Source organism: Mycoplasma imitans ATCC 51306 (assembly GCF_000518305.1).
Classification (GTDB): Bacteria; Bacillota_I; Bacilli_A; order Mycoplasmatales; family Mycoplasmoidaceae; genus Mycoplasmoides; species Mycoplasmoides imitans.
In genome coordinates this window covers 44148-57503 of the sequence record NZ_JADI01000007.1, presented here as the reverse complement: position 1 = coordinate 57503, position 13356 = coordinate 44148, and the positions used below count along the sequence as shown (strand labels likewise).

Annotated in this window: 10 protein-coding genes; 8 read left to right on the top strand and 2 right to left on the bottom strand. The window is 28.4% G+C overall.

Annotated features, from left to right (window positions below):
* The first annotated feature begins 6 nt into the window (after positions 1–6).
* From P690_RS0100740 to P690_RS0100705, 8 genes are all read left to right on the top strand, one after another.
* Complete coding sequence (locus P690_RS0100740) at positions 7–1392, top strand: glycine--tRNA ligase (protein WP_027121897.1); 1386 nt, start codon at positions 7–9, stop codon at positions 1390–1392.
* Positions 1393–1397: 5 nt separating this feature from the next.
* The gene (gene dnaG, locus P690_RS0100735; protein ID WP_027121896.1) at positions 1398–3392 is read left to right on the top strand and encodes a DNA primase; all 1995 of its coding nucleotides are present in this window, start codon (positions 1398–1400) and stop codon (positions 3390–3392) included.
* Between the two features lie 75 nt (positions 3393–3467).
* Positions 3468–5438, top strand: a complete 1971-nt coding sequence (locus P690_RS0100730; RefSeq protein ID WP_027121895.1) for an RNA polymerase sigma factor — start codon at positions 3468–3470, stop codon at positions 5436–5438.
* Positions 5422–6102: a class I SAM-dependent methyltransferase gene (locus P690_RS0100725; RefSeq protein WP_027121894.1), complete on the top strand. Its 681-nt coding sequence runs from the start codon at positions 5422–5424 to the stop codon at positions 6100–6102. The genes P690_RS0100730 and P690_RS0100725 overlap by 17 nt, the downstream gene beginning before the upstream one ends.
* A complete protein-coding gene (locus tag P690_RS0100720; protein WP_027121893.1) occupies positions 6069–6845 on the top strand; it encodes a Nif3-like dinuclear metal center hexameric protein in 777 nt (258 codons plus the stop codon). Before P690_RS0100725 ends, P690_RS0100720 begins: the two co-directional genes overlap by 34 nt.
* A gap of 4 nt (positions 6846–6849) precedes the next feature.
* Positions 6850–7578: a glycerol-3-phosphate 1-O-acyltransferase PlsY gene (gene plsY, locus P690_RS0100715; RefSeq protein ID WP_027121892.1), complete on the top strand. Its 729-nt coding sequence runs from the start codon at positions 6850–6852 to the stop codon at positions 7576–7578.
* A 2-nt stretch (positions 7579–7580) separates the two neighbouring features.
* Positions 7581–7880 (top strand): NifU family protein, encoded by a 300-nt coding sequence (locus P690_RS0100710; protein ID WP_027121891.1) that lies wholly within the window; start codon positions 7581–7583, stop codon positions 7878–7880.
* Between the two features lie 98 nt (positions 7881–7978).
* Complete coding sequence (locus P690_RS0100705; protein ID WP_027121890.1) at positions 7979–9325, top strand: FAD-dependent oxidoreductase; 1347 nt, start codon at positions 7979–7981, stop codon at positions 9323–9325.
* Positions 9326–9392: 67 nt separating this feature from the next.
* Here P690_RS0100705 and P690_RS0100700 read toward each other — a convergent pair whose 3' ends face one another.
* Positions 9393–11381 carry an MPN338 family protein gene (locus P690_RS0100700; RefSeq protein WP_027121889.1) on the bottom strand — a complete coding sequence of 663 codons (1989 nt, stop codon included), beginning with the start codon at positions 11379–11381 and terminating at the stop codon, positions 9393–9395.
* A 70-nt stretch (positions 11382–11451) separates the two neighbouring features.
* The gene (locus tag P690_RS0100695) at positions 11452–13311 is read right to left on the bottom strand and encodes an MPN337 family protein (RefSeq protein ID WP_027121888.1); all 1860 of its coding nucleotides are present in this window, start codon (positions 13309–13311) and stop codon (positions 11452–11454) included.
* Between the last annotated feature and the right edge of the window lie 45 nt (positions 13312–13356).

The window sequence follows — 13356 nt, the reverse complement described above, 5'->3', positions numbered from 1 at the left end:
AATATCATGGACTTAAAACAAGATCAAATTGTTAATTTCTTAAAGAACTACGGCTTTGTTTATCAATCATCCGAGATTTATAATGGCTTAGCCAACTCATGAGACTACGGGCCACTAGGCGCATTATTAAAAAATAATATTAAGCAACTGCTACTAAAACATTTCGTGTTTTGTCAACCAGACATGAAATTATTGGACAGTTCAATTATTTTGAATCCTTTAGTATGAAAAGCGTCTGGACACTTAGATAATTTTTCAGATCCTTTAGTTGATTGTAAGGATTGTAAATCACGTTATCGTGCTGATAAGTTAATTGAGGCTCTTGGTGATGAATCTATAAAGATTACTGAAAATACTGAGCCAGTTTATTTAGAAAAAATTTTAGTCGATAAAAAGATTAAGTGCGAAAAGTGTGAAGGAATTAATTGAACGAATATTAGAAAGTTTAATCTAATGTTTAAGACGTTTCAAGGTGTAGTTGAAGACTCGCTTAATATGATATATTTAAGACCTGAAACCGCTCAAGGAATCTTTATTAACTTTAAGAATATCTTAAGAACTCAAAGAATGAAATTGCCATTTGGTGTTGGTCAGATTGGTAAAGCATTTAGAAATGAGATCACTCCAGGTAATTTCATTTTTAGAACAAGAGAGTTTGAACAATTTGAAATTGAATATTTTTTAGAACCTGAATTGGTTAAAGATAAGTTCAATGATTTTGTTGATCGAATTGAAGATTTTTTAATTAATAAATTAGAAATCAATAAAGACAAAGTTAGAAGACATGATATCCCTAAAGATGAATTAGCTCACTATTCATCTCGAACAATTGATTTTCAATTTAATTTTCCTCATGGATGATCTGAATTATGGGGATTAGCACATCGTGGTAACTTTGATTTAACTGCGCATTCAAATCAATCAGGAAAGCCCCTTGAGTATAACAATGAAATCGAAAAAACGAAGATTATTCCTGATGTTATTGAACCATCAGTAGGAATTGAAAGACTTTTATATGCGATTATTTGCGCGCATTATCAGGTTGAACAACTAGAAAATAATGAAACTAGAGAAGTATTAAAATTGCCCGTTTCACTATCGCCATATCAATTAGCTGTTTTACCACTTGTTAACAAGTTAAAAGATCAAGCTTACGAACTTTATCTCGATCTATTAAAAATCAGTGACAACAACCTAAGATTTGATTTTGATAGTGCAGGATCAATCGGTAAGCGTTACCGCAGATATGATGCAATCGGTACAAAGTATTGTTTAACTTATGATTTTGATTCGCTAGAAAAAGGTATCATCACGATTAGAGAACGTGATAGTATGGAACAAATTAAGTTGCCAATTGCTGATTTAAAAAAATGAATTTCAAATAATCTTTAGTTTGCATGAGTAATGACTTAAATCAATTAGCCAAATACATTCGAAAAAACGTTAGTGTATCTTCAGTAATTTCGAAATACCTTGACCTTGTAACCAAGGGATCAAATTACAAATCACTATGTCCTTTTCATGACGACAACACCCCTTCGTTTAGTGTTAATGATGCTAAACAAGTTTGAAAATGTTTTAGTTGTAATGAAAGTGGTGGAGTTATTGAATTTGTTCAGAAAAAAGAAAATTTAAATTTTGTGCAAACACTTAAAAAGATTGTAGAGCTTGAAGGTATTGATTTAGCAGCAATTGGATATTCATTAGATTTTAATAAGCATAATAATTCCAATACGGTTAACGAGTTAGATCAAGAATTTTACAAATTAAATCAATTCTTAGCATGGAGAGCACACAGCAACTTGCGGTTAGAATTTACTAAAAATCAAAAGTTAAGTGAGTTTTTAAATAAAAGAGGATTGATTAACGAACAATTATTAAACAATTTCGAAATTGGCTTTCACCCCAAATCTTATTCGCTTAATAAACTGATTGCTGATTTAAAAGTGTTTTATCAAAAACACTTAAATAAAACAGTTGATGATGAAATCATCTTAAGCAATCTACGATACATCAAATACATTTCAGAAAAGAATGTTTGTTATTTTATTAATCGGGTAATGTTTCCGATCAAAAATGCTGATGGTAATGTTGTTGGTTTTTCTGGACGCACGATCGATGAAAATAATGAAATTAAATATTTAAACACGCCTGAAACTGATTATTTCATCAAAGGACATAATCTATATAATTACTTTTCATTAGATCTAAGCACAGATCATTCAACTTTATATATCTGCGAAGGTTATATGGATGTGATTGCTTTGTACCAAATTGGGATTAAAAATGCTGTAGCAATTATGGGAACAGCTTTAACAGATCAGCAGATTGATCTAATTAAGGCCAAAAATAAAGAAATCAAAAAGATCGTTTTAGCACTTGATAATGATGATGCTGGTAGAAAAGCAACATTAACATGCATTAAGTTATTAGCAAGAAAAAGAATACATAACGTTTATCAAGTAGATTATGCAAATGTTAGCCAAAAAGATCTGGATGAAGTTTATCATTCACCAGACGGCGATAATTTGCTTAAAGAGTTAATAAACAAGCATTTATCTACTCAAAAAGAACAAGAAAATGTTGAGTATGATAATGATAATTCTTTATCAACTCAACTATATCAAGAATTAACTGAAATTAATCCAGAGCTTGAAGATCAAGTTGATATTACTTCTGTAATTAATGATTACAATCTGGATAAAAGAATCAATCACCAACTAAGAAATTTTGTTCAAGCTGTAATTAAGATTTGTCATTACTATCTGATTAGTTTTAAGTATGTAACTTACAAAGAATTATCTAACGTAAGATACCGAATTTTAACTAAAGTTAATTATTACAAACCTACCAGATATCTATTTAACACGATGTTACAGATAACATTAAGTAACAAAGTGATTAAAACATTAAGCACTAATGAACAATTAGAAGCAATTCTATTCTGTTACAACTTCAGTAAGAAATTTTTGGAAGGTTTTAATGAATTAATCTATCGTAAGATTAACAACCTTTACTTATTACATGCTAAGAACAACACTTTAAATGATCGAATTCTTAACAAGGATAAAACAAGACTGTTCGATGATATTGTTTTTGTTATGCAAAAACATATTGATCGATCTTTGGATATTGATTCGTTTCTAAACCTAAAAAACAAGTTATTATCTGATATTAAATACTTAAAGTATGCTTCATTAATTCACGATCAATTCATTAATGAAGAAGAGTTGAATACTTATTTAAAATCATGTGAAGGCGGGATCGATGGTTTTAAAGAGTTATATGAGCTTAAAAGTAAGCAACAATTGATCGATTGGTTAGCTAGAGGTGATATCTTTAAATTAGCTGAGATTAAAAATCTAAACGTTTTAGAAGAGTTATTAAAATAAAATAACGTATTAATATTTTTGTAATATTGTAAAATATAGATCAATTATTGCTTTTTAATACTTACATTTACAAGAATGGCAAAAAATACAAACTCAACAGCAAAGAATAAATCTGTTTTAAAATCTAAAAACAACAAACAAATTTCTTTAAAAGAAAAACTTGAACTAGCAAAGAAACAAGAAAAAACTAGTTCAGTTAAGAAAACAACTACTAAAAAAGAAGATTCAAAACCAGCTAAATTAGATGCTGGTACTGCTAAAAAAACTAGCGAACAAGTTAGCAAAGAAGAAAAAATAGCTAGCACAAAAAATGTGGAAGCTAAAGTTAAAAAAGCTAAAACCAAAACACAATTAAAACAATCTGCAGTTGAAGAAAAGAAAACAAAAACTGCATCTAAAAAAACTAATACTGCAACAAAAGAAGTAGAAGTTCAACAAAGCAAAACTAAGCCTGTAGCTAAAAAAGCAAAAGTTGATAATAAAGAAGAATCAAACAAAACTAAAACTAAAAAAACTGAAGAAAAACAAACTAAACTTTCATTAAAATCAGCTAAAAAAACTGTTAAGAAAAAAGTAAAAAAAGATGAAGATAATGATCAATTTGATTCACTAGATTTTGATGATTTAGATATTAAAGATGATGATATTGATTTTGATGATTTTAAAGAAGAAAACTATCGATCATCTTTTAAAGAAACAGATTTTAGCGAACAAGATGAATTAGAAAATAAAGAATTTAATTTATGTGATTTTTTCAGTGACAGCAAGATTGATATCGATCAGCCAATCACTACTCAAAAGCGTCAAAGAGGTCGAAAACCAAAACACGCCCCAAGTAATGAAAAAAATGATCTTGTTTATCATGAAGTGCTAGAAGCTTCATCAAAAACCAAGAACAATGATCAAGAAACGATTCGGGTTACCAAAACCCTTTTAGCAAAAGCCAAAGCTACCAAATCATTATCAACTGAAGAAATTATCGAAGTATTTAAGAACTACGAATTCACTGAAGCTGAAGATTTAGAAATTCTAGAAGAACTTAAAGATAATAAGATTCAATTAGATGATAATGTTGAAGAAAAGATTTCGTTATTTAGAAAAAACCAAGATTTAAGCGAAATCGACAAAAACTTGGATGATTTAATTAGTAAGGGTGCTTCAACTAAAGATAAGGTTGAAGATAACGTTAAAGCATTTTTAGGAACGCTTGGATCATCTAAAATTCTTAACTTTGGTGAAGAAATTCAAATTGCTAAATTACTTGGTAGTACTGATGAAGATACTAGAGAGTATGCAGTTAACCAATTAGTTACATCAAACCTAAGATTAGTTACTTCTATTGCTAAGAAATATTTAAACAGAGGTTTAGATTTCGTTGATTTAATTCAAGAGGGATCAATCGGATTGATGAAAGCGATTTCTAAGTTTAATTACAAACTAGGTAATAAGTTTTCAACTTATGCAACTTGATGGATTAGACAAGCCATTACTAGAGCGATTGCTGACCAAGCAAGAACGGTAAGAATTCCTGTTCATATGGTTGAAACAATCAACAAGTTGATCAAAACTGAAAGATTGCTAACTCAACAATTAGGACGTGATCCAACATTAGAAGAATTAACTGAAGCTATGGGTGGTCAAGTTAATGGATTTACTCCTAAAAAGATTGCAGATATTAAAAAACTAAACCAAGAACCGGTTTCATTAGATAAACCAATCGGTCACGATGAAGAATCGCAATTTGTTGATTTTGTTAAGGATCGTGATATCTTAAAACCAGACGAATATACTGAAAAACTAATTGTTACTGAACACATTAACGAATTATTCGTTAATACATTAACAAAAAAAGAAGAACAAATCATTCGTATGCGATATGGATTGCACCCTTGACACCAACAGATGACTTTAGAAGAAGTTGGTCAAAAGTTTAATGTAACAAGAGAAAGAATTCGTCAGATCGAATCTAAGGCTTTAAGAAAATTAAAACACCCTTCAAAAAATACAAGATTACGTTCTTTCTTAAAACATGACTCAGAAAATTAAAGCGATATCTCAACTTATTGATGATGCCTTCTTAGTGGCTGATGTCGGTTGTGACCATGGTTATCTTGGTATTGAATTAATTAAAAGTAATAAAGCACAATATGTGCTTAATGTTGATGTCAACTTATGTCCATTAAAACAAGCGATTGCTAATTCTCGAAAGATTGCTGGTAAAGAAAGAATTATCAATATTCTTAATGATGGTTTAAGTAATTTAAGTATTCAAAATCCAATTGATTATTGTGTAATTGCTGGTCTTGGAGTAACAAAGATTAATGAGATTATTAACAATTCTGTTGTTGAATTAAAAACATTAATTTTACAACCAGAAAAAAATCACATTAAGATGCGTTACTATCTAACAAAAAATAATTATCAGATTGTTGATGAGTTAATTGTTTTTGAAAGAAATCATTACTACTTAATTATTAAAGCGGTTAAAGTTAAAGATACTCAAGAGTTAACTGATACTGATTATGTAATAGGACCAATCCTAAAAAATCAAAACAGTCCAGAATTAATCGGATATATCAAGCAACAAAAAGAACTGATTGATCATATTCCAGTTGATGCAAGAAAGAAATTACAAGTTATTGCAATGACTGAATACGAAAATTTTCTTAACAACTCATGAAAATTAGAAGACTTACCGACTGAATCTTAAAGCAATTTCCGTTAAAAAATCAGTTAGCTTTTGATAATGCAAAGTTAATTAATCATAAAAATTTAAATAATGAATTAATTAAGCTTTTAATATGCGCTGATTATGATCGCTTTAACTTTGAATTAGCAAAAAAACACAATGCTAATCTAATTATTTCGCATCATCCGATGTTTATTGATCATAATGATTTAAAAAACGATTCATTTATAGCGAATGCTTATAAGGATTTTTATCAAAATAATCGTAGTTTTCTAGCATTACACACTGCATATGATTTTAATGAACGCGGTGCGCATTCATACTTTTTTAAACTACTTAATATCAGCAAATTCGATCCGACACCAATTAACAATTATTATCAGTTCGAACTTAATTGTTCATTAGATGAATTAATTTCTAGTTTAAAAAAAATCAAGTATATTGATCAAGTTCAATACTTATCAACATCTAAATTTAATAAAAAACTTAAAAAAGGTTTGATCTGTCTTGGTAGCGGTTATAGTTCTAATGATATAGACACGCAACTATTTAAGCAGTATGATTTACTAATTACTGGTGATTTAAAATGATCTTCATGAATCAATGCAATTAATCATGATATCAATGTAATTGATATAGGTCACCATGTTGAATCAATCTTTATTGATCATATTAATGAGTTGTTAGTTGAAAAATTTAATCATGAATTAAATAAAAATAAGTTGATTTTAGGGCACACTAAATTCAAGATCATTAAGAGGTAACATTATGAATCAAGCGGGATATATCAGTTTTTTAGTAATTTTTAGCTTAATAATTGGTTACTTATTTGGTTCGATTATGTTTGCAGATGTTGCTAGTATGATTTTTAAAAGAAACATTCGCGAACTAGGTTCAAAAAACCCTGGTACGACTAATTCATTTAGAGTGTTTCCTAAAAAGGTTGCAATCATAATCGGGTTTTTTGAAATTATTAAATCAGTAATTCCTTATGCGATTGTTTTTTTAATCTTCCAATATTGATTACGTGCTGAATTTCTTAGAATTAATCCTTCAGTTGTTAATAGGGTTTATTATTTAACATATTTAGCGCCGCTAGCAGCAATCTTTGGGCATATGTATCCGGTGTATTTTAAATTCAAAGGTGGTAAAGCTGTTGCTACTACAGCCGGATTTGTTTTTGTGGTATCACCTTGATGATTTTTAATCATTGGGATTACTTGGTGAACAATTACCTTGATTACTAAATATGTATCATTAGCATCAATAGTTTGTTTTGTTATCTTTTTATTCTTGCCATATATCCCTTGATTGGATTATCTGTGATGATTTAGTTTAGATAAGATTACATATTTAACTTATCAAAATGATTGATACATAATTGTGTTTTTTGCTATTTCCAACACTTTATTAAGTAGTTTGATTATCTGAAAACACCGCACAAACATCATCAGATTAATTAACAAACAAGAAAATAAGATTACTAAAAAGATTTAATTGTGGCTAGAAGAAGACAAACAGTAATAGCTGAAATCTTAGATCTACTGGACGATCTAAGATTGTTAATTCGAAGAGATGGCGGTGATCTTTCTTTTGAAGGTTATGAAAAAGGAATCGTTACCATAAGATTGTTAGGTAACTGTGATGGTTGTAGCCTTGTGGATATGACTTATAAAGATGGGGTTGAAAACATTTTAAAGTCAGAGATTCCTGAAGTGAAATCAGTTGTTTTAATTCAAAATAAAGAAGAAAATTCTAACAGTTTGGGAATTACCAAATCACCGTTATTTGGAGATTAAAAAATGATTAGATAGTTGCTATTTAGAATTATTTTTCTTCGTGTTAATTTATAATATAAATTAATGTAAATAATATATATATTAAGGAGCCAAGATAAATGAAAGTTATCGTTTTAGGATCATCTCATGGTGGGTTTGAAGCTTGTAATGAAGTTTTAGAACTTTACCCAGATGCTCAAGTTCACTGGTATGAAAAAGGAGATTTCATCTCATTCTTATCATGTGGTATGCAATTATACCTAGAAGGAATCGTTAAAGATGTTGATACAATTCGTTACTCAAACGAACAATCAATGTCTGCTAAAGGTGTAAAAGTATTCAAACAAACACAAATTACAAAAATTAATCCTGATGAACACACAATTGAAGTATTAGATTTAGTATCTAATAAATCAAGAGTTGAATCTTATGATAAGTTAATCATTAGCCCAGGATCTGTTCCACGAAAATTAAACGTTCCAGGACAAGACCTTGAAAACGTTTACTATATGAGAGGACGTGCATGAGCTAAGAAGATTCGTGGTAAGATTGAAGATCCTAAGGTTAAAAATGTTGTAGTTGTAGGTAGTGGTTACATTGGTATTGAAGCTGCTCAAGCTTTTGCTAAAGCTAAGAAAAATGTAACAGTTGTTGATATTACTCCAACAATCTTACCTACTTACTTAGATAAGGAATTCACTTCAGTATTACAATCTGAAATGGAAAAACATGGTGTTCAATTTTCATTAAGTGATGGTGTTACTAAGTTTGAAGGAACTGATAAGTTAACTGCTGTAGTTACTTCTAAAAAATCAATTCCAGCTGATTTAGTAGTAGTAGCTGCTGGTGTAGTTCCAAACACTGAATGATTAAAAGGTGTTGTTGAATTATTACCAAACGGATTCATTAAAACTGATGAATACCAAAGAGCAAGTGCTAAAGACGTGTTCGCAGTTGGTGATGCTACATTAATTAAGTTTAACCCTGCTAACATTGATATCAGCATTGCATTAGCAACAAACGCTAGAAAACAAGGAAGATATGCTGCTAAAAACTTAGTTGAAGCTAAACACAAATTCCCTGGTATTCAAGGTTCATCTGCTCTATCAGTATTTGAATACAAGTTCGCTTCAACTGGTATTAATGAAGCTTTTGCTAAGAAATTAAACCTTGAAATCGACAGTGTTATAGTTAATGACTACTACAAGATGAGCTTTGTTCCTGAAGAATTAAAAGCTAAGGTAATGTTCAAGTTAATCTTTGATAAGAAGACTAAAGTTGTATTGGGTGGTCAAATTATGTCTAAGCATGATTTAACAGCTAACATTAACGCAATCTCATTAGCAGTTTACAACAAGATGACTGTTGATCAATTAGCTTACGCAGACTTCTTCTTCCAACCAGAATTTGTTGAACCATGAAACGTAATCAACACTGCTGGTTTAATGGCAATGAGAAAGAAATAATTGCTTAACCAATCAATAAACTAAAAATGACTAGGTAAATTACCTAGTCATTTTTTTAGTTGCATTTTTATTTTTTATTCTTCTTTTTGGGGTTGTAATAGCGATTGTTTCTGGCCATTTTAAATAAGAAGAAACTAATAATTCCAATCAAGGAGCTAATTAATAATGAAGCAATACTAATTACGATAATGTTGGTTGTTGTTAAACCTTCTTCTGGTTTTGTTACTGCAAGAATCGTAAAGATCATCCCAAAGAAGTTAATAAACCCAATGAATAGAGCAACCACATAAGCGATTACCATCGTTTTTCTTTCAAAATCCTTTTTAAGCAGTGCGTCTTTTTGTTTAATCGTACCCACTAAAATATCAATTGAAGATTTAATGCTTGATACCTGGTCGATCTTTTTAACTATTATTTTAATTGCAGGTATCCCATAAAAATCATCGTATCAGTCAAACTTTAAGTTTTCAAGAGCTTCAATCTTTTGACGATAAAAATTAGACGTCTTAACAATTCGGTCATTATTAAAGTCGTATTCAATATCGTGGTGGATCCACTTACGACTTTCTGAATAAATGATTGCTCATACATAAAAATTAAGTAACTGTCGGTTATCTTTTTTAATGATTACAAAATCATTAGAAGAGTTAATAAAACTAATGTAGTTCTTATTAATCTCCACTTCAGATTGATTAATATCCTTGATGATTGTTTTTTTTGAACCTTCAGTAATATACATATTTTTTAAGTTCTTAATCAAATCACTATATTTAACAATCTGTGTTGTGTTTGAGTTTAATCCAAATCTATTTGGATTAATAATTAATGAATAGATTAAAAAGATTGATTGATGTTTTAATAAAAAATCACTTGATGAAGCAAATACTTCTTGATCTTTTACTTGCAATTCTAAGAAGTTAATTGATGTATTAAATGCCTCATAGTCCTGGGCAGCTTGCTCTTTTTTAGCCGCGTTAACTAATCCATCAATGTCATCAATTTTGTTTCAATCAATTTTAGTTGAATTCTTTTTTATGTAACTGTTCTTTAAATGTTTTGATAACTCAATAAAATCATTAAAAGGTCTTTGATCCGGGTCGCTTTTAATCTGAGTTGGGTTTTTTAAGATGCTTAAGATTAATTCTGGATTTTCTGAGTTAAAGTAAGACTTTAATTCTTGATACAATGCAAGATTAATCATTGTTAGATTCATGATCGCATAGAATAAATCATCTTTAATGCGATTCTTTTTTTCTTGATCGTAATCTTTGTGTGATAAGAATTTATCAGTAATTAAATTATCTCAGTTACTTTTTAACACTTCATAACTTAATGATTTCTTATAAATATTTTTATTAAGGTTATTTTGTTGTTCTTTGTTAGATTTCTTATCAAAATTTGATAAAAAATCATCATTATCAATGATATCAATAATGTTGTTTAGTGATAGTGGTGAAATTTGTTTGTAAATAAAATATTTAATTAGCGAAATTAAATAAATTTTTTCATAAACTAATTCTTCGTTTAGTGAATCGTCTTGAAGATTTAATACTTCAAAACTAAATGAACCAGATAAGATTTTGTTTTCTTCATTAAGATAGAACCATAGATCAATTCTGTGAGCGTATTGATAAAGATAGCTATCCTTATTTACGTCAATAAAATATTTATATCGACGTTCTTCATATTCATTATGAATTAGTTCGTTTACGACAACTTCTTTTTCAGCAATATATAGTGGTTCGTGAAATTGATCATAACCTAAAACCTTAAAGAAGTCATTATTAGATGATCCAGTTTTTGAAACGATTTTTTTAAGTGCTAAGTTAAGCATCAATTTAATGCGATCTTTTCTTGTTAGATCATCTAATTCTTTAAGTTTTTCCAACTCTTCTTCATCAAGTTTGGTCTTAATTTTAGGTAGGATTTTGTTAACAAAATACTTATTTGGGTGCTGTTGTAAACTGTTAAAAAACTTGACATTAACGTTGTCAATATAAAAAGGATAAGTTGTATTAATGCTTAGTTTTTCTAAAATTTTCTTGTCAAAATCCATATCGAATAATTATGTAATATTTTTAATAATAATGATGAGTTAAAAAAGTTTATATCTTTGCTAAAATCAGTTATTTTTGCCGCTTTTTCTTAAAATAACTAACTGTTAAAATGATTAGTAAAATCGATGCTAACAATGTTCCTGTACTAATAACAACTAGACTGGGAATATTTTTACCCGAAATACTTAAATCGTCTTGAGTAACTGGTAAGATTGAAAAGATTGTTGTTAAGAAGTCCATTACACCAAATAAGAATGCAGAAATAATCCCTAGGATCAAATATTTTCTTTCTTTAGATTTACCATACATCTGATCATCACGGTTAATCGTTTTAATGAACTGATTAATCGTGTTATCAAAATCGTTGTATTTTAACAATTTACTAATAACAATTTCGATATGACCTAGTCCATAGATCTTTTTAGCAGTATAGTATTTTAACTGATCAAGTTGGTTTAACAATACTCTCATGATCTGAGGTTGAGTGTTTTTTAGTTTATAGAATTTATTTGAAATACTTATGTACTTAGCTTCATATAAGTTTTCATATATCAACGCTCAGTTATAAATTTCAAATAAATTGAGCGATTCAAAATTACTTTTAATAATTAAAAAATCTTTATTTGAATTAATAAAACACTCATAGTTTGGATTTAATTCACATAAAACTGCATCGTGTTTTTTTTGATAATCAATATTATCATAGATATGAAAATTAGTAAATGATTCTAATAGTTGATCAAATTTTGAATTAACGTATTCAACATTATCTAATCCAAATAATTCTGGATACATTAATAGCAAGATAATCTTGTTATAGTTTTCTAATTTATGGTCTGTTAAAGAGATCTCAAAGTTTAAAATTTGATCAGATAACGAACGCTGTTCGAATTGATAAAGATCATAAAACTCATTAATCAGATCTAATGCGTCTTCTAAGTTGTCTACTTCTTCTTGATGTAAATCTAGATCGTGATTAAAAAAGTATTTACTATTTACATAATTGAATAAGTTTAAGAAATCTAATTCAGCATGAGTATTAGATTTAACGTTACTCAAGTTAGTTTTTCTTTGAATAAAATCTAAAAAACTAATCGGTTTTTTAGATTGAAAAAAAGCTTTAAGATCTTCGTAGATCATTAAAATGATAAAGTTTAAGATATTTATCGCGTAAAAAAATTCTTCATGATCTATATGCAAATTATTCGCTTCGTCGATATGATGTAAAGTTGAGATAAATTGACTCTTAAACTTCGAAGTTAAATAAATTGATTTATCTTCTTTATTAATAGTTAAATCTTCAAACAAGCGCACCTGATTTCTTAAGGAATTATTCATAAAGTGCTCTTTAATAAAATTTTTAACAAAATAATTGCGATATACGTGCTTAATTAATTGTTCAAGATCAACTTCAACAGCTTGCTTGAAAAAAACAAAATTACCCGAAATAATTCGGTTAGATTCATCAAACAAAATGTTGATCTGAATCTTATCGCAATACTGTTTAAGATAAGAATAATCTTCAACATACATTTCAAAAACAAATCTTAAATCTTGCGATTTTTTTGCTTCAATCTCAAAATCATTGTTAATATTAGAAATATTAAGATAAACCGCTTCACCATATTCATCATGGCGAATCACATCAAAGTGGTTTAGATTTGTTGTACCAATAATACTATTAATCTTCTTTAAAGAAAAATTAATAATATCACCAATCGATTCTTCATTTAATAGTGATTGAACATCAAAAAACTCTTCGTTATTAGCTTTTAATAACTTGTAGTTTTTCTTAGAAATTTTTTGTGATGAACTATTAAACAGATTTGAATCAAAAAAACTCTTGTTAATCTTTTGAATATTGAAATTAACAATGTTTTTTATATCAAGATTACAACTGTTTTCGTTTTTATTATTAATTAGCTCCATATCAAACAAATCAATTATAAATTTTTAATTTAAATTAAAAAAGAG